General features: G+C 43.2%; 19 protein-coding genes. 11 read left to right on the top strand and 8 right to left on the bottom strand.

The genetic code is table 11. The features are described 5' to 3' along the window. Window positions 1-497: 497 nt before the first annotated feature. The 11 genes from NI455_RS11160 (at window position 498) to ahr (ending at window position 10,674) form a co-directional block, all read left to right on the top strand. Window positions 498-1,574: a polysaccharide biosynthesis/export family protein gene (locus tag NI455_RS11160; protein WP_219307811.1), complete on the top strand. Its 1,077-nt coding sequence runs from the start codon at window positions 498-500 to the stop codon at window positions 1,572-1,574. A gap of 250 nt (window positions 1,575-1,824) precedes the next feature. Beyond that, window positions 1,825-4,008, top strand: a complete 2,184-nt coding sequence (locus tag NI455_RS11155; protein WP_253114185.1) for a polysaccharide biosynthesis tyrosine autokinase — start codon at window positions 1,825-1,827, stop codon at window positions 4,006-4,008. 167 nt (window positions 4,009-4,175) lie between these two features. Then, a complete protein-coding gene (gene bamJ / locus NI455_RS11150) occupies window positions 4,176-4,880 on the top strand; it encodes a BamJ family beta-barrel-assembly machinery protein (protein WP_253114182.1) in 705 nt (234 codons plus the stop codon). A gap of 48 nt (window positions 4,881-4,928) precedes the next feature. Further along, on the top strand, window positions 4,929-5,618 hold the full coding sequence (bamJ, locus tag NI455_RS11145) for a BamJ family beta-barrel-assembly machinery protein (protein ID WP_253114180.1): 690 nt from the start codon (window positions 4,929-4,931) through the stop codon (window positions 5,616-5,618). 164 nt (window positions 5,619-5,782) lie between these two features. Then, entirely contained in the window at window positions 5,783-6,517 is a 735-nt protein-coding gene (locus NI455_RS11140) for a dienelactone hydrolase family protein (protein WP_253114177.1), read from the top strand. Between the two features lie 94 nt (window positions 6,518-6,611). Continuing rightward, window positions 6,612-6,971: an HIT family protein gene (locus NI455_RS11135; protein WP_253114201.1), complete on the top strand. Its 360-nt coding sequence runs from the start codon at window positions 6,612-6,614 to the stop codon at window positions 6,969-6,971. Between the two features lie 162 nt (window positions 6,972-7,133). Next, entirely contained in the window at window positions 7,134-8,162 is a 1,029-nt protein-coding gene (gene mutY / locus NI455_RS11130; RefSeq protein WP_290447036.1) for an A/G-specific adenine glycosylase, read from the top strand. A 69-nt stretch (window positions 8,163-8,231) separates the two neighbouring features. Then, entirely contained in the window at window positions 8,232-8,774 is a 543-nt protein-coding gene (locus NI455_RS11125; RefSeq protein WP_253114172.1) for a M23 family metallopeptidase, read from the top strand. A gap of 15 nt (window positions 8,775-8,789) precedes the next feature. Continuing rightward, window positions 8,790-9,035 (top strand): hypothetical protein, encoded by a 246-nt coding sequence (locus NI455_RS11120; RefSeq protein ID WP_253114169.1) that lies wholly within the window; start codon window positions 8,790-8,792, stop codon window positions 9,033-9,035. Window positions 9,036-9,059: 24 nt separating this feature from the next. Next, complete coding sequence (locus NI455_RS11115) at window positions 9,060-9,641, top strand: DNA-3-methyladenine glycosylase I (RefSeq protein WP_253114167.1); 582 nt, start codon at window positions 9,060-9,062, stop codon at window positions 9,639-9,641. A 4-nt stretch (window positions 9,642-9,645) separates the two neighbouring features. Next, complete coding sequence (gene ahr / locus NI455_RS11110) at window positions 9,646-10,674, top strand: NADPH-dependent aldehyde reductase Ahr (protein WP_253114165.1); 1,029 nt, start codon at window positions 9,646-9,648, stop codon at window positions 10,672-10,674. Between the two features lie 48 nt (window positions 10,675-10,722). Here the strand turns inward: ahr and NI455_RS11105 are convergent, their stop codons facing one another. From NI455_RS11105 to NI455_RS11070, 8 genes are all read right to left on the bottom strand, one after another. Further along, window positions 10,723-11,367 (bottom strand): START domain-containing protein, encoded by a 645-nt coding sequence (locus NI455_RS11105; RefSeq protein WP_253114163.1) that lies wholly within the window; start codon window positions 11,365-11,367, stop codon window positions 10,723-10,725. Between the two features lie 56 nt (window positions 11,368-11,423). After that, window positions 11,424-12,245, bottom strand: a complete 822-nt coding sequence (gene dapB, locus NI455_RS11100) for a 4-hydroxy-tetrahydrodipicolinate reductase (RefSeq protein WP_005108275.1) — start codon at window positions 12,243-12,245, stop codon at window positions 11,424-11,426. Window positions 12,246-12,846: 601 nt separating this feature from the next. Next, window positions 12,847-13,044 (bottom strand): hypothetical protein, encoded by a 198-nt coding sequence (locus NI455_RS11095; RefSeq protein ID WP_004280859.1) that lies wholly within the window; start codon window positions 13,042-13,044, stop codon window positions 12,847-12,849. Between the two features lie 69 nt (window positions 13,045-13,113). Next, window positions 13,114-13,341 (bottom strand): hypothetical protein, encoded by a 228-nt coding sequence (locus NI455_RS11090; protein WP_004280858.1) that lies wholly within the window; start codon window positions 13,339-13,341, stop codon window positions 13,114-13,116. A gap of 110 nt (window positions 13,342-13,451) precedes the next feature. Continuing rightward, entirely contained in the window at window positions 13,452-13,667 is a 216-nt protein-coding gene (locus NI455_RS11085; RefSeq protein ID WP_005105001.1) for a cold-shock protein, read from the bottom strand. Between the two features lie 599 nt (window positions 13,668-14,266). Next, window positions 14,267-15,385 carry a molecular chaperone DnaJ gene (gene dnaJ, locus NI455_RS11080; protein ID WP_005104999.1) on the bottom strand — a complete coding sequence of 373 codons (1,119 nt, stop codon included), beginning with the start codon at window positions 15,383-15,385 and terminating at the stop codon, window positions 14,267-14,269. 104 nt (window positions 15,386-15,489) lie between these two features. Further along, window positions 15,490-15,867 (bottom strand): hypothetical protein, encoded by a 378-nt coding sequence (locus NI455_RS11075; protein WP_005245471.1) that lies wholly within the window; start codon window positions 15,865-15,867, stop codon window positions 15,490-15,492. A 131-nt stretch (window positions 15,868-15,998) separates the two neighbouring features. Further along, window positions 15,999-19,136 (bottom strand): efflux RND transporter permease subunit, encoded by a 3,138-nt coding sequence (locus NI455_RS11070; protein WP_253114161.1) that lies wholly within the window; start codon window positions 19,134-19,136, stop codon window positions 15,999-16,001. Window positions 19,137-19,138 lie beyond the last annotated feature (2 nt).

Below are 19,138 nucleotides of genomic sequence, written 5' to 3'. Positions count from 1 at the left end.
AATATTAATTTAATATTTATCAAAAATTTTCTAATAATATTTTAATTAACAAAGTCTTGTTTTAATTATTTTAAATTAATTTTTCTTATAAATCATTTAAATTTTATTTAAATTCTGTAAAAATCAATGATCTAAAAAACCTTTAGATTAGATAAAAATTATATAAAAATACTTTCCTATATTGACTATGATTATGCTCTTAATCTTTTCAGTTACATCATCTATTAAAAAATAACAATTAGAAACAATTAATCCTTATTCTAAGACTTAAGTAATTCGCTATATCTCTACAGCTTGTTTAATCAAGGTTTCACGTCCATTTTCGTCCATCTTTTCGCAGTATATTTTTTCAAACTTATTAAATTGACTTAAAAATAGCTATAGACAAGGTATGTGATCTATTATACTTTTTAGATGTTAATCACATAAATCGAATTAAAAATTAATAATTATTAATAAATACCAATTCTGAATATATAAAAATAAAGGGGTTTCAAGTGAACCATAGACACCTTTTAGGTATTTTTACCTTAAGCCTATCTTTAGTTGGATGTGCAGCAATATCCGGCTTTCAAACCTATAATTTACCGAAAGAAGGCATCTATCAAACTGAGCTAGGAACGCCTGTCAATCTGGTGCAATTGAATCAGCAAACCCTACCTGTCGTACAGTCGGCTCAAACGAATAATCTCAATCATTATGCAACTTTATTTCAGACAGAGGTGCAGGATTATCGCTTGAATCCAGGTGATATCTTATCTTTTCAACTATGGGCTTACCCTGAAATCAGTGCAGCCCCTACGGCCAGCGATAATAACAACGGCTATCAAATTGATCGAAATGGTTATATCCACTTCCCATTCATTGGACGCTATAAAGCAGCAGGAAAAACTCTTCCGCAAGTGAATCAGGAAGTACGACGCCTATTAACACCTTATTTAAACCGTCCGGATGTAGTGGTACGCGTGATTTCATATCAAGGGCAACGCTATTCTGTGGTTGGCAATGTGAAATCGGCAGGACAATTTTACCTGTCTGACCAACCAGTAAGTGTTTATACGGCGCTCGGTTTGGCGGGTGGTATAAATGAGCAAGGTGACTCTACTTCAATTCAACTTGTGCGTCAGGGTGTAACCTATGACCTGAATACCATTGCACTGGAAAAGGCTGGATATTCCTTGCATAAGCTATTGATTCAACCGAATGACACTCTTTATATCAGTCCTCGTGAAAATCAGAAGATCTATGTCATGGGTGAGGCCAGTGCCAATAAGCCCTTACCACTACGTGACCAAGGTATGACTCTCGCTGATGTATTGGGGGAAAGTGAAGGCATTAACCCCTATTCCGCGAATTCTAGCCGGATTTATGTCTTACGTGGCAATCCAGACAATCAGATGACTGAAATATATCACTTAAGTCTAAAAAATCTTGGAGATTTTGGCCTGGCGAAACAGTTCAAAATGCGTAGCAATGATATTGTCTATGTTGATGCCACAGGTCTGACCCGTTGGGAACGCGTTGTTAGCCAGATTCTTCCATTTTCATATGTCGCTGATTCGGCTATACGATAGGTAATTTAGCTATAGTACTAGGTGCTTAATACTGAATATGAAACAGACACAATAAGAACTGTCTTCTTCTGATCATTATTAAAATATCTGGCCTTATGCGGGTTAGATATTTCAAGAAAGGACAATAAAACCCAAATATGTAGGATTCTTTCTCACAAAAGCAGCAAGTCTTTGATTATTTTTCATAATTTTATTTAAGAATATATCATCGACTGGAAAAATCACTTTTAAACTTTTAGATAGTAAAATTATGAACAAAAATAACAATACCGAAAATATGATTGACCTAAAAGGGGTGTTCTTTTCCTTGCTCTCGCAATGGAAGCTCATCCTCTTATGTGGTTTGCTTAGCCTGATGGCAGTGTTGCTGTACATGCGTACCGCAGCCATTAACTATAAGGTAGATGCAATCGTTCAGGTCGAAGAAAATAGAGGGGCATCAGCTGCCTTATTAGGCAGCTTGTCAAGTATTATTAGTCAGATGTCTTCATCAAATGCTGAGATTGAGGTTTTAAAATCACGCACGATTCTTGAATCAGTGATTGATCGTTTAAATCTGGATCTCCATATTGCTAGCACTGAAGACTCTTTTATCAATCGTCTCATTTACGGCAGAAATTCCCAAACCGAATATCAACCCGAAAATGTACGCTTTAAAGAAGGTCAAAAAAGCTTTGATATCCGTCAGTTTGAAGTTCCCGTAGCGTACCAGGATAAAAATCTCCTGCTGAAGTTTCAACCACAGAGCTTTAGCTTGATCAATCCAGCTACAGAGGAAATTGTCTTTCAAGGGCCACTTAACCAGGCTGTTCAAGGCAAAGCTGCACAGGGAGATTGGAAAGTTGCCATCTTTACTCAGGATAAGCTAGATAACAGCTATCGGGTACAAAAACTCTCATTACCAACAGCGATTGATTCTATTCTTGCCAATTATTCAGTGACAGAAAAAGGCGAACTGAGTGGAGTTCTGCAGCTTCGCTATCAGGGTCAAGATAAACAGCATATCACTAAGGTCCTGAACACGATTTTAGCGACTTATAGCCAGCACAATATTACGCGACGTTCAACAGAAACAGCGCAGACACTGGCGTTTCTGGATGAACAATTACCGGATTTAAAGAAACAGCTTGATAATGCAGAATTTGCCTTTAACCAGTTCCGTCAACGGCATAATACAGTTGATATCGCTAAAGAATCTGAATTGTATTTAAATCAGAGCATCACCTTAGAAACACAAAAAGTCTTACTTGAACAGAGACAGGCAGAAATAGCTGCCAAATATGCAGCACTACATCCAGCCATGCGAGAAATTACGGCTCAACTTCGTGTGATCAATGGCAAGATTCGTGAACTGAATACAACACTCAAAAATATTCCAGAGATACAACGCCAGTATTTGCAACTGTCACGCGAAGTCGAAGTCAAACAGCAACTGTATACCAACCTGGTGAATTCCTACCAACAACTGCGTGTTGCCAAAGCGGGTGAAATTGGCAATGTACATATCATTGATACCGCACTTGAACCCATTGACCAAGTGCAACAGAAAACACCACTGATTCTGTTCCTCGCCTTTTGGTTCGGTATTTTTGTGGGAATCTTGGTGGCATTATTCCGCAATATGCTGCGTTCTGGTGTGAAAGATAGCAGTCAAATAGAATATCAACTAGAGCTTCCAGTATATGCGAATATTGCCCATTCTCCGAGTCAGAAACCTGGGCTAAAACTACTCAAAAAGAAAAAGATTCCTTTTGTATTAGCCCTTAAACATAGCGATGATATTGCGATCGAAAGCTTACGAAGCATACGTACAGCGAGTCATTTCGCCCTAAGCCAAGCCAAGACCAACATCATCATGATTTCAGGTCCAGCACCAAAAGTCGGGAAATCATTTGTTTCTAGCAACCTGGCAGTCATCATGGCGGAAAAAAATAAACGCGTATTGGTGATTGATGCAGACTTGCGTCGTGGTCACATCCACAAATATTTTGATCTGGATAATCAACATGGATTAACTGAATACCTGAATGAGCAAATTACATTAGAACAGGTGGTACAAAACACCAATGTTCCGAACTTGAATGTAATCACCTGTGGTGAAAGTTCAGCAAACCCTTCTGAGCTTCTTAATTCAGTACGCTTCAAGGAATTACTACAATCTCTGATTCCGCACTATGACCATATCATTATTGATACACCTCCTGTCCTGGCAGTCACGGATGCGATTATCGTATCTCAATATGTTGGACTCAATTTGGTGGTGGCGCGCTATGCAAAAACACAAATGAAGGAGCTAGAGCTTACATTAAACCGCTTTAAACAGGCCGGTAGTATCGTAAATGGCTTTATCCTGAATGATATTCAGCGTTCAGCCGGGGGGAGCTATAGCTATGATTACATTTATAGTTATAAGTCTAGAGAACAAAATGGTTGATCCCATTTAGATAGAAAAACCAGCTATTGCTGGTTTTTTTTATCTCTTTAAACTTCAACACAACTGCGATGTCCGCTTGCTAAAAAACCACCCATTCTGCAAGATTTCTCAAAATTTTCTGCTAAGATGGAATGAACCTCAACGATAACATTAGATTGGAATAATACATGAGTAAGGCCTTACCGATTGCTGTCGCTGTTCTTTTAGGCGGTGCCGCGCTAGTACCTGTTTACTATGCAACTCAAAACCCAGCTGCTCAAACCACAAAAGCATCTAAAGATGCCTCTGCTGTTTCTAAAATTAGCTATGCACTCGGTTATGAAGTCGCTCATCAAACTCCACCTGAGCTGGATATTAACAGCTTTGTGACAGGCGTTCGCGAAGGTCATGCCCGTACCGCTCCCGCTTATACTGAAGAAGAATTACAAGCAGCTTATGAGCAGTTCCAAAAAGAAATGCAGCAGAAGCAAGTGGATAGTGCCAAACAGGCTCAGGCATCAAGTGATACTTTCCTGACTGAAAATACCAAAAAAGCTGGGGTAAAAACTACAGCATCTGGTTTGCAATATTTAGTGACCAAAGAAGGTACGGGCAAGCAGCCTGCAGCAACTTCAATTGTGAAAGTACATTACACAGGGAAATTGGTTGATGGTACCGTGTTTGACAGTTCGGTTGAACGTGGCGAGCCGATTGAGTTCCCACTCAATCAGGTCATTCCAGGCTGGACCGAAGGTCTGCAACTGATGAAAGAAGGTGGTAAAGCCACTCTGTATATCCCATCTAAACTCGGTTATGGTGAACAGGGCGTGCCAGGTACGATTCCTCCACACAGTACTTTGATTTTTGATGTGGAACTCATTGAAGTAAAATAATCCACGAAAAGGAGAGCAACGCGCTCTCCTTTATTTTGAGAATTAATCATGAAAATACAAATAAGTTTGATGGTTTTACTGCTGAGTTCTGGCAGTCTGTTTGCCAAAGAAGTTACCAATAAAAGTCCTGAGGCTGAACAGGTTGGCTACAGCTTTGGTTATCTGATGGGAAAAAGTAATGCAGATTCCTTACAAGGCATTGATCTGGATGCCTTCAGCGCCGGTTTAAAAGCGGCAGCCGCTGGGAAACAGGCGACTTTAAGTGAAGAAGACATGGCGCGGGTCTTGACCCAGTTTAAGCGTCAGTCTGAAGCCAAAGAGCTGATTACCCTAAAAAAGCAGGCGGATGAAAATGCCAGAATTGGTCAGGCGTTTCTGGCAGAGAATGCTAAAAAACCGGGGATCAAAACCACCCAATCAGGCCTGCAATATCAGATTCTTCAAGAAGGCAAAGGCAAATCGCCGAGCGCAAATAGTAATGTCCGTGTACATTATGAAGGCCGTTTGATCGATGGTACGGTTTTTGACAGCTCGATTGCCCGTAATCAGCCCGTGGTGTTTCGTACCACCCAGGTCATTACCGGCTGGACCGAAGGTTTACAGCTGATGAAAGAAGGTGCCAAATATCGTTTCTTTATCCCGGCCGAACTGGCCTATGGACAGATTGGTTCAGGGGATGTCATTGAACCGAACAGTACTTTAATTTTTGATGTGGAATTACTGGAAATTATTAAATAATAAGTCCTATTTTTCCAGATCTACAATCAGAGAGGTTCTATATTGACCTCTCTTTTTTTATAGGCTTAAGTATCCGTAAATCGCAGGTTTTCATGTCACATTCCTATCAGTTTTGCTATGTTATGTTTTAATCAAGCGATTCAACAACAATAGAGGATGTCAGCATGGCAGCAATCAAGACCCGCGAAATTCATTACACTGCACAGGATGGCAGCCCATTAATCGGTTATTTTGCCGCACCAGAAACTGATATTCCTGTTGCCGGTGTACTGGTCGCACCAGAATGGTGGGGGCGTAACGAATATACCGAACAGCGTGCCCGTGAACTTGCAGAACATGGCTATGCGGCCTTGGCCATGGACATGTATGGGGATAAAAAAGTCACGACCAATTCTGATCAGGCATATCAGTGGATGATGCAAACTTTTGCAGATCCTGACACCATCGTTAACCGTGCCACAGCGGCTTTGAATACCTTGGCAGCGCAGGATGAAGTTAATCCCGAAAAACTTGCAGCGATTGGTTTCTGCTACGGAGGCAAAGTCGTGCTGGATTTGGCCCGTTCCAATGCCCCATTAAAAGCAGTCGTCACTTTCCATGCCAATCTGACGCCAAAAGCACCGGCTCAGGAAGGTCAGGTACAGGCGGAAATCCTGGTGCTACATGGTGAACTGGACAGCATGGTTACTCTGGATGATGTGGCCAGTTTCCGTGAGGAAATGCATGCTGCCAAAGTCGAGTATGAAGTAATTGTTTTTGAAAATGCCAAACATGGCTTTAGCAACCCGCTTGCTGATGAACGGGCCAAAGCCAATGGTGTGGATCTTGGTTACAATGCAGAAGCGGAACAAAAAAGCTTGGCAGCGATGTATGCCTTGCTAGAACGTCATTTGGCATAAATAGAAACAACTATCCGGCTTGTTCACAGGCTGAATATTTTAGATACTTCATGAAGAAAAGAAAGATAAATCCTACCAGAGGAGAATGTGTATGATGGCTGAAACCAACTGCCCCTACTGCAATTTTGACGAATATGATGTCATTGCCAAAAATGATTATGGTGTGGTGTTGCCTGAACCGAATTCATTGTCCAAAGGTCACTGTGTGATTATTCCATTGCGGCATGTGGCCTCGTTTTTCGAAGTGACTGACAAAGAACGTAAAAGTTTGATGTCCTTACTGGAACAGGCACGCAATGAACTGCAATTGCGCTACCAGCCTGCCGGTTTTCATGTCGGCTTTATTGATGGTGAAGTATTTCAGGAAAAGGTAGAACATCTGCATATTCATATTATTCCGCGTTATGCAGGCAAAACCTTAAAGCTGGATGAGCGCTGGGGAATTAACGATTAACCGGATTCTTTATCAAAAATAAATGCTCTACGGAGCGTTTATTTTTATGCAATGAATATTCTATTTCTATAGATTCATATCTGGTTTTTTATCCTACTTTTCACATTCCCACCCTGCTGATTCCGCTATACTAGCTGCTGCTTATTCGGTTGCTATGTGTTCATGTTTGTATTTTCAGATGCCCTGTTAGAATGGTTTGATGTGCATGGTCGTCATGACTTGCCTTGGCAGATAACAGATGATCCCTATAAAGTCTGGGTCTCTGAAATCATGTTGCAGCAAACTCAGGTCAAAACTGTACTGCAATATTTCGAACGATTTATTCAGCGTTTTCCGACTGTTCAAGACTTGGGTCAAGCCTCATGGGATGAAGTGGCACCCTACTGGGCAGGTCTCGGCTATTATGCCCGCGCCCGGAACCTGCACAAAGCGGCCGGCATCGTGACAGCACAGCAGCAGTTCCCTCAAACCTTGGAAGAATGGATGGCCTTGCCCGGCATTGGCCGTTCTACCGCTGGTGCCCTGATGTCACTCGGTTTACGTCAATATGGCGTAATCATGGATGGTAATGTCAAACGGGTATTGTCACGTTTCTTTGCGATTGAGGATGATCTGTCCAAACCGGTGCATGAGCGTGCCCTCTGGCAACTGGCGGAACAGCTCTGTCCTATTGAACGCAATCATGACTATACCCAGGCGATTATGGATCTGGGCGCGACCGTTTGTACGCCGAAAAAGCCTTTATGTCTGTATTGCCCAATGCAGCAGCATTGCAAGGCTCATCAGCAAGGACTGGAAAATGAATTACCTTTTAAGAAGGCCAAAAAACCGGTTCCAGTACGATCTGCACAGGTCTTGCTGATCCAGTCCGGTACAGACTGGCTTTGGCAACAACGTCCCAATAGCGGTCTTTGGGGCGGTCTCTGGTGTCTGCCGATTATTGAAAATGCACATGAATTGGAACAGCAATGCCAGCAACTTGGCCTGAAAAATATCGTCAAAAAAACCCAGATTAGCCACAGTTTTACCCATTTTACCTGGCACCTTGAAGCGATTGTTTTTGCAGTAGATCAGGATCAGCAGGAACATCTGGCGATTGAACTGCAAGGCTGCTGGATGAGTCCGCAAACAGCAACCGATGCCGGCATTCCGACTGCCATGAAAAAATTGATCACTAGCGTCAATCTGTGACATAGTCTGAATAAAGCAAAATATCGATCAGCTCAATATGAGCATTGCCAATATTTAAGGATGAATAAAGTGCGCCAATACCTTGCTTTGACATGGATTGCTTTAATAGCTGTGCTGCTGGCAGCCTGTACCAGTACACCGAAAAAATCCCCCGCTGTACAACTGAATCCTATCCTGGTGAAGAAGCTCAACAGCCTGCAGATGCCTAATTCATTGCCAATCCCGGTTGCACGCGTACAGGCACGTGAATTAACAGATACCTGGGGCGCTTCGCGCAGTCGCGGACGCCTGCATGAAGGTATTGATATCATGGCTCCACGTGGAACCAAAGTTTTTAGCGCGACTGAGGGCCTGATTGCAGATTTACGTAATAACAATTTGGGTGGTAAAGTAGTCTGGATTCTGGGTCCAGGCGGCTCCTGGCATTATTATGCGCATCTGGATGGCCATAAACATGGCTTAAAAGTAGGCGACTATATTAAAAAAGGCCAGCTGATCGGTTATGTCGGCAATAGCGGCAATGCCCGGCATACTGCTCCCCATCTGCATTATGGAATCTATTTACAGGGCAAGGGCCGCGGTGTGGTCAACCCTTATCCCTATTTACGTTAATTTTAGGATATTTACATGTCAGAAGCGTTGATCAATCGTCTGGTGGAATTTGCTGAATCAGGCAATCAACAAAAAATTGAATTGAACGGTCAAACTTACCAAGGCTGGGTGATGGAAATTACCGAGGATGCACTTCTAATCAGTACCGGTTATGGTGACAAGGCCGGTAAAGATATGTGGATTCAATTTAGCGATCTGGATCAGGCTGAATTGTCTTACTGGGATAACCAGCAAGATCAATGGACTGTGTTTAAATTATAAAACCATAAAAATAAGGAGCATCACATGACTGTGCAACGCTGTGGCTGGTGCTCCGATGATCCGCTGTATATCGCCTACCATGACCAAGAATGGGGACAGGTCCTGCTGGATGAAAATCGCCTGTTTGAAATGCTGTGTCTGGAAGGACAGCAGGCCGGTCTGGCCTGGATTACCGTGCTCAGAAAACGTGAAGCTTATCGTGAACATTTTTTTCAATATTCCATTGAATCTATTGCCTCACTTACAGATGAACAACTCCAACTGAAACTTGAAGATGCTAGCCTGATACGACATCGCGGCAAGCTCAATGCCATTCGGAAAAATGCCCAAGCATGGCTGAAGCTAAAACAGCAAGGCATCAATCCGGTGGAATGGCTCTGGTCTTTTGCCCAGCAACCGCGGCTGAATAATGATGTTGCGGATTATCGTCAAGCGCCCGCCCAAACAGTTGAAAGCCAGAAGATGTCTAAAGCACTCAAACAGGCTGGTTTTAAATTTGTCGGGCCCACCATTTGCTATGCGTTTATGCAGGCCGTCGGTATGGTCGATGACCATGAAAATCATTGTAACTTTAAAACAATATCCTCCCATTTAAATAAGAGCTGAAATCATGTCGAATAGTATTATTCAAGCTTATGCCGCCATGTCCGCAGGTGCTGAACTGCAACCCTATCAATTTGATGCCGGAGAACTACAACCGCATCAGGTCGAAGTTAAAGTGGAATACTGCGGCCTCTGTCATTCCGATATTTCAGTGATCAATAATGACTGGGGTTCATCGGTCTATCCGGTGGTGGCTGGACACGAGATTATCGGTACTATTACCCATCTGGGTGCAGAAGCCAAAGGCCTGAAAGTTGGTCAACGGGTGGGTATCGGCTGGACGGCAGAAAGTTGCCAATATTGCGATCCTTGTATTTCAGGCCAGCAGGTGCTGTGTACTGGCAGTCAGGTGGCTACCATTGTCGGACATGCCGGTGGTTTTGCCGACAAAGTGCGTGCCGGATGGCAATGGGTCATTCCCCTACCTGAAGATCTTGATCCTGAAAGTGCGGGTCCCCTGCTCTGTGGCGGAATTACCGTATTCGATCCGATCCTAAAACATCAGATTCAGGCTATTCATCATGTTGGCGTAATCGGGATTGGCGGTTTGGGTCATATCGCGATTAAATTGCTCAAAGCTTGGGGCTGCGAGATTACCGCTTTCACTTCAAATCTGGATAAAACCGATGAGCTGAAAGCCATGGGCGCTGACCATGTAGTGAACAGTCGTGATGTCGCTGCATTAAAGGCTCAGCGTGGCAAGTTTGATTTACTGTTGAGTACCGTCAATGTCACCTTGAACTGGCAGGCTTATCTGGCAACTCTGGCACCAAACGGTACTGTGCATATGTTAGGTTTGCCATTGGAGCCGATGCAGATTCCGGCAGGCATGCTGATTGGTGGAGCCAAGTCAGTTACCGGTTCACCGACAGGTTCGCCGGCGGCTTTACGTCAGTTACTCCAATTTGCTGCACGTAAAAATATTGCGCCACAAATCGAAGTCTTCCCGATGTCACAGCTGAACCAAGCGATTGAACATCTGCATTCTGGCAAAGCCCGTTACCGGATTGTACTTAAAGCAGATTTTACAGCTTAAATTCAGTCTGTTTTCACGTGTTAAAAAGACCCAGCGATTGGGTCTTTTTTATTGCAGAGCTTCAGGTAAGACCGCAATACTGGCAGGCTTGGCTAGCTCGGTCTTCATTTTCTGCAGGATCTGATAGGGCTGCTGTTGCACAAACATATTTACGAAGGTCAAAGGAATGGAACCCTCCGGATTGGCATAACCATAGGTAGAGACCTTAACCTTATTATTAGCCAGTTTCTGAAAAGTCCAGTCGCCCTGATAATCGGTTAAACGCACATAATCCGGGTTTAAAGGATAGCCACTTTGGATGGCTTTATTCTTGATGGTGATCTGGCCATTGGCTTCCTTGATCATCTTGCCCTGCACAATCAGGTCACGGTCTTTTAAGGGAAATGGAAAATCCAGCACCATATACAGGGTAAAGTCACCTTTTTTATCATCGCGGGACAGGACCTTGATGCTACCCATATAGGGAACCCATTGCACGGCATGCTCAACATTCAAAATGAGGGACACGGCATTTTCAAGCGGTGCAGTATAGGTCGTTTCAGCTTTATAGAGAAAAACCGGGTTTTGTTCATTCTGGTAGGTCCAGACCTTGATATTGTTTTTATGAATACTGAGTTTAGGCGTCCCGACAGGCTTGGCCTGCGCAATGGCACCAAGCGCCACTGCACAGAGCAGGAAAATCATTTTTTGCATTTTTTATTCGTCTTATTTTAGTTTTAGATTTTTTTATAAATGATTTTGACTCGGTTTTAAACCTGAATATCGTTAAAACCGAGCACGTCCTTCATATCATATTTACGCGCTTCACGGCCTACGACCCAAGCCGCAGCACGTACCGCACCAGAAGCAAAGTTCATGCGATTGGTGGCTTTATGGGTAATTTCCACACGTTCCCCATCGGCAATAAACATCGCGGTATGTTCACCGACAATATCGCCACCACGAATGGTCTGGAAGCCAATGCTCTTACGCTCACGCGGACCGGTATGACCTTCACGGCAATATATCGCATCTTCTTTCAGGTCACGACCCAAAGTTTCCGCAATCGCCTCACCCCACATCAAAGCTGTACCCGATGGCGCATCTACTTTGTGACGGTGATGTGCTTCAATCACTTCAATATCAACCGTGTCACCAAACACTTTAGATGCCAGTTCAAGCAGTTTGATCGAAACGTTCACACCCACTGAATAATTCGCTGCATAAACTACAGGAGTTTCCGTGGCAGATTCCTCCAAATAGGCTTTTTGCTCGTCATTCATACCGGTGGTACCAATCACGATTGCGACCCCTGCTTCACGGCAGATTTTAAGATGATTGACGGTCGCTGCTGGCGCAGTGAAATCGATCACGACATCACAGTCTTTGACTACATCGGTAAGGCTACCCACGACCTTAACACCTGTTGCGCCAATTCCGGCAAGTTCGCCAGCATCAGCACCTAATAGTGTACTTTCAGGGCGTTCTACTGCAGCCGCCAATTGATAACCTGCTTCATGCACAGCCTGAATAAGGATACGCCCCATACGACCGCCTGCACCTAAGATCCCAATGCGTGGTGTAGCTGACATAACATAGTCCTGATGTTGATCCAAAATTGCTCTTACTATAGCAAAACTGCGGAATAACACTAAGATGCATTGCATAAAAATCAATGAAAATACTCAAAGAGCGAAATCACTGATATTGATAAGAGTTTTAATCAAGCTTAAGAAGTTAGGCTATCACTTCCGTCAAAGCTATACGATGTACCTCAACTTGACTCGTCATATAGTTTTTAGCAATTGCTCATATAACTTGAATAAGCTTATTCATAATTTTATCGCTATGATTTTGCATTGATTTACTGAGATTACTGATTTTTGAAGTTAAACAGACGACTTGCCAATACAGTTTTTCCTGTTTAGGCTCGCCATTATTAAGTCAGCTCAAAATCTTGATGATTTAAATCTCAGTTAGATTAACGGGATTCTTATGCAAGACTTTTACTAAATTTTAATTATGAATATCTACTTTTGAATTGATGAGTAGATAGGATTTTAAGTCTTATTGAGACTAAAAGGACTCAATTTTGCCTTATACAAAAATCAGTCCTTAGAGTGAGCAAATGAATTATCTAGCTATTAGGTAACTTATTAAAAATAATAATACCTAAAGCAAAATTTGCCTGGTCTATACAATTTTGAAAATTTTTCCACTTAAGGTACTTTGAAAGCACATTTCAAAACTGGGACGAATATCTTCACCATCTACAGTGATATGTTTTATATTGGAATGAGATTGTGTTTTAGAAAAATGATGATCGACTGTTGCTTGAATAGCGTGTTGAGCCCCAAACTGATCCTTTACACTAATACTTTGTTTAAGCATATCTATACCTTTAATAATAGTTAAAGTGGCAAAATATCCACTAAAAATTGATGTTTCTGAATTTTATCTTTAAATAACTTTATGATTTAGCTTAAATAATTGATTTATAGAAGTATAGAATGTACGACCATCTAAGTTTAAATCTACCTCAACTCCAGATGAAAGAAGAACTCTTTTACCCACTTCAATTCTTTTTAAACCCTGACGTGTATTTTGCATTTTATTGAGAGGAATTAACGAAACAATAATTTCAGTACCATTTTTAGATTTTGCAATTAAATCATTTATTTTTAACAACTTGAATCCTGTTTTTCTAAAGATTTTTCCAATTTGGAAAATAACTTAAAATTAAATTTGAACGATAAAAAAAGCACTTATTAAGTGCTTTTTTTACTGTTTATTCTTGCTTAGATAGCAACAATATTTACAGCATTCGGTCCTTTTTGACCTTGAGCTACACTGAATTCAACCAGCTGGCCTTCAAGCAAGGTTTTAAAACCTGAACTCGCAATTTCACTGAAATGAGCAAAAACATCTGGACCTGATTCTTGTTGAATAAAACCAAAACCTTTAGTTTCGTTGAACCACTTTACAGTACCTTTAACAACATTTGAGTTTGACATAATATATCCTAATAATTTTTAATAATTTTTTAGTCATTTTATAGACTGATTATAACTTTGAAATAATAAAGAATGAGACTTAAAATCTGAAAAAAAACGAAGGATTATGACTAAAACTACGATACTTAAAGAAGATTTACCGAAACAAGACTTTTTTCTAGTTAAGTTAACTATACACGAAAAATTTAATTAATCAAGTTTTCTTATATATATATTTATTTTATTTATTAAAAAGTAAAATTTATAATTATTTCAATAAGATTAAGCTTTCATTGTCATGATAACAAAATAAGAGTAATCTGCTGTACTGGTAAATTTGATAAGTAATGAATGCGATTATATAGCTCTGTAATAACAATATTGGCCTTTTTAATTTCGGGAATGATGCTTTTTTCTCACTTACAAAATATCTATCACCCTCCAAATTTGGACTCATACTTTCTATTTAGATAGTCAAATATAAAAACAGAAACCGCTTTTTAGGCGGTTTTTATGTTTAAGCGAGACTTATCAAACAATAAATAGCATCTTCTAATCTAGAGTATCTTATCTACATAATAAAAAAGGACGCCTCAGCGTCCTTTTTTACTTTCACTCAATTAATCAAACAAACGATCAAAGAATGATTTTTTCTTTGGTGATGATTTGCTATCTTCACCATCCATGGTTTCTTGCAGTTCTTTTAACAGTTCACGTTGACGTGCACTTAAGTTGACTGGAGTTTCTACCACAATACGGCACAGCAAGTCACCTTGCATGCTGGTACGTACCGGTTTAACACCCTTACCACGTAAACGGAACAGTTTACCTGTTTGCGTACCTTCAGGAATTTTCAGACTAACACGGCCATCTAGCGTAGGAATCTGAACTTCCTTACCTAAGGCTGCATCAGCAATTGATACCGGCACATCCATATACAGGTCAGCGCCATCACGCTGGAAGATTTCATGCTCACGCACCACCACTTCTACGTACAAGTCACCTGACTGACCATCACGGATTGCTTCACCCTTACCGGTCAAGCGAACGCGGTCGCCATTATCCACACCCGCAGGAATAGTGACTTCCAGAGTTTGCTGACGATCCGACACACCTGAACCATGACATTTATTACATGGGTTCTTGATGATTTTGCCCTGACCACGACAGGTGCTACAGGTTTGCTGTACCGAGAAGAAACCTTGCTGCATGCGCACTTGACCAGCACCATGACAGGTACGGCAGGTTTCTACATCGTTTGGATTTTTTGAACCCTTACCATCACAGGCATCACACGGTGCCGGTGCAGTAAAGGTAATGGTTTTCTTGACGCCTTTGACCGCTTCTTCCAGGGTCAGTTCCATCACATAGCGTAAGTCAGAACCACGGCGTGCGCGTTGCTGGCCACGACCACCGCCGCCACCAAAAGCACCACCGAAAATATCACCGAACTGGCTGAAAATGTCTTCTGCGCTGAAACCACCGCCGAAGCCGCCACCGCCGCCCATACCACCTTCAAAGGCCTGATGGCCCATACGGTCGTACATGCTGCGCTTTTCACCATCAGAGAGCACTTCATAGGCCTCTGCTGCTTCTTTGAATTTCTCTTCAGCTTCAGCATTGTCCGGGTTACGGTCTGGATGATATTTCATCGCCAACTTACGGTAGGCTTTTTTGATTTCATCATCACTAGCGGTTTTAGCGACGCCCAAAACCTCATAATAATCACGTTTAGCCATGTCTGGCGATGCTCCTCACGGAATTTTGTTTAATATTCAACTGAGGTCTGAAATTGGGGTCAAACCGAGTTTTACAAGGGGAAATATGAAAAAAATTATACGCTTTAGAACACAGCTTTGTTTTGAGAGAATTTATGGATGCCTTTAAACCAGGCATTGATCAGGAAAATAAAGGCAATAAAGCTGAAAATTACCCCGGTCACTACACAGGCTTTAACCCAGAGCTGGCTGTCCCAGGCAAAGAAAAACAGGGGAATAAACCACAGCGCAGCGAAGATCGCCAAAATGGTATAAATCACGATATTACGCATGATCCACAGTGCCTGCGCTTGTAACCAGACCTCGGCATAATCAACCTGGGTGACTTTACGTGCGAACCAGTAGGCCAATAGTCCACTAAACAGGGTAAATAAGGCCAAAAACATGAAGACATAAGCCATCGCTACGGAACGTCGCATCTTGGTTAATGTATCTTGAGTCATGTTTGGTTCAACCTCGTTACCGTATTGGCAGCTCGGCCAATGCAGCAATTACTTATTTTTTTAAATTATAAAAATCTCAGGTGCTACTATATTGAAAATTTCCAAATTTCGCACCTGAAATTATGACAAATTTAAACAGAATTTAAACTTTTTTTCACTTTAAACCACTGTGCATATAGGGCAGGCAGAAAAAACAGGGTTAATAGTGTTGCTACAATCAAACCGCCCATAATCGCCACTGCCATCGGCCCGAAAAAAATACTACGGGACAAAGGAATCATCGCCAGCACCGCAGCCAGTGCGGTCAATACGATCGGACGACAACGGCGTACCGTGGCATTGATGATGGCATCCCACTGCGACTCTCCGGCCTGAATATCCTGCTCGATCTGGTCAATCAGAATGAGCGAATTGCGCATAATCATTCCCGATAATGCAATCGTTCCGAGCATCGCAACAAAACCGAAAGGTTTATTGAAAATTAACAGGAATAACACCACTCCGATAATGCCCAAAGGTGCAGTCAGGAACACAATAAAGGCCCTTGAGATGCTCTTGAGCTGAATCATCAATAAAGTCATGACGACTGCGAGGAATAAAGGCATGCCGGCATTAACCGAGTTCTGCCCGCGAGCAGATTCTTCAACCGTACCGCCCACTTGCAGCAGATAGCCATTCGGCAGCTCTGCCCGGATTTTTTCCAGTGGCTCTTTGAGTTCATTGACCACAGTAGCTGGCTGTAACTTGCTACGAATGTCGGCACGCACGGTAATGGTCGGTAAACGATTCCGATGCCAGATCAGACCTTCTTCAAAGCTGTATTCAATTTTGGCCAGCTGCGCCAAAGGTACTGATGTACCGGTTGCGGTCGGCACAGCCAGACTGGCTAAAGATGCTACCTCCACCCGTTCAGCCTGAGCACCACGTAAACGGATTTCAATCAGTTCACGTTTTTCCCGATACTGATCAATGCCGGCCCCCAAAATCGAGCTGTTGAGTACATTGGCCAGTTCACTGCTGCTCACCCCCAACTGACGGGCACGATCCTGATCAATCTGCAATTTGATGACTTTGCTCGGCTCGCCCCAGTCCAGATGTACATTGGTGGTATTCGGATTTTCTCCCACGGTGGCTGCAACTTTCTGCGCCCATTCACGGACTAATCCTAAGTCTTCACCCGACACCCGGAATTGTAGTGGATAGCCCACAGGTGGGCCATTTTCCAGCAAGGACACCCTGGTACGCACTTCTGGCAATAACTTTCGAATCTGGTCACTTAAGGATTTGCGGATTTCATTGCGGTCTTCCAGCGAGGAAGCCAATACCACAAACTGGGCAAAGCTGGTTTGCGGCAGCTGCTGATCGAGCGGTAAATAGAAACGCGGCGATCCCATCCCAACATAAGCCACATAGTTATCAATGCCCTCTTGTTTTGATAAAAAGGCTTCGACTTTTTTTACTGCAGCTTCAGTGGCCTTCAGTGATGCACCTTCTTCAAGTTTGAGATCCACCAGAATTTCAGCCCGGTTCGAGGGCGGGAAAAACTGCTGCGGCACCAGCTTAAACATTAAAATAGACAGGATAAAAATTCCGACCGTGGCAGCAATGACAGTTTTACGATAGGTCACACAGGCATCGACCCAACGGCGAAAACCCCGATAAAACCGGGTTTGATAGGGGTCATAATGTTTACCGGCGTGATGCACAATCGGCTGAGGTTCTGGCTGTTTGCGCAGACGTGCCCAGAGACGCTGGTACCACGGCGCTTTTTGAATTAAATCTTTGTTGAAATCCGGTAGAAGTTTATCGCCTAAATATGGCACAAACAGTACTGCGGCCAGCCAGGACACCAGCAATGCGATGGTCACCACCTGGAAAATCGAACGGGTATATTCCCCGGTACTCGAGGCTGCAGTGGCGATCGGCAGAAAACCGGCAGCGGTAATCAGGGTTCCGGTCAGCATCGGAAAAGCCGTGGTGCGCCAGGCATGCCCGGCCGCCTGTAAACGGCTATAACCCTGCTCCATTTTAATCGCCATCATTTCAATCGCGATAATGGCATCATCGACCAAAAGACCGAGGGCCAGAATCAGGGCCCCCAAGGAAATTTTATGCAGTCCGACATCAAACAGCTGCATACCGGCAAAGGTCATGGCCAGCACTAGCGGAATGGAAAATGCCACCACCAGACCAGTCCGGAAACCGAGCGAGAAAAAACTGACCAGCAATACGATAATCACCGCTTCTGCCAGCACTTTCATAAATTCGTTAATACTGCGTTTGACTGCCACCGGCTGATCGGAGACTTTTTGCAGCTCCATGCCAAGTGGCAGGGCTTTTTGGAGGCGGGCGAATTCCTGTTCCAGATTTTTACCCAAGGCAATGATGTCCCCACCCTTACGCATCGATACAGCAATGCCAATGCCATTTTCGCCCATAAAGCGCATCCGGGGCTGTGCCGGATCACTAAAGCCTCGATAGACTTCCGCGACATCTCCCAACTGAATGGTTTTGCCATTGACCAGCAGCGGCATCTGTCTTAATTCTTCAACACTATTTAATGCACCACTGACCCGCACCTGAATCCGGTCTGAACCGGTTTCAAAAAAACCGGACTGGGTGGTGGCATTTTGCTGCTGCAGGGCTTGCTGAATCGCCATGACTGGAACGCCCAGCTGGATGGCCTTGGTATTGGAAATCTCAATCCAGATTTTCTGGTCTTGCAGGCCAATCAGCTCAACTTTGGCAACATCTTTGACCCGTTGCAGTTGCAGCTGTAAGCGGTCGGCGTATTCCTTGAGGGTCGCATAGTCAAAATCTTTACCCTTGAGCACATAAATATTGCCAAAGGTATCGCCGAATTCATCATTAAAGAACGGACCTTGTACCCCTTGTGGCAATTCATGCCGGATATCGCCCACCTTCTTGCGCACGTTATACCAGACATCAGCGACATCTTTCGAAGCCAGGGAATCCTTGGCAACAAAAGTCACCATGGATTCACCCGGACGTGAATAGGCCATGATGCGGTCATACTGTCCCGTGGTCATCAGTTCCTTTTCAATCCGGTCAGTGACCTGTAGGGATACTTCTTTGGCACTGGCACCCGGCCAATAGGTCTGGATCACCATGACTTTAAAAGTAAAAGGCGGATCTTCACTTTGTGACAGTTGGGAATAAGAGACGATGCCGATCAGACCCAGCAGGATCATAAAATACAGCACCAGACCTTTATTTTTTAAGGCCCATTCCGACAGGTTAAAGTTCATGC

This window comes from Acinetobacter lwoffii (genome assembly GCF_024129435.1).
Lineage (GTDB): Bacteria > Pseudomonadota > Gammaproteobacteria > Pseudomonadales > Moraxellaceae > Acinetobacter > Acinetobacter lwoffii_F.
Note: the sequence above shows the minus strand (reverse complement) of the source record. Positions and strands in the feature narration are given on the sequence as shown.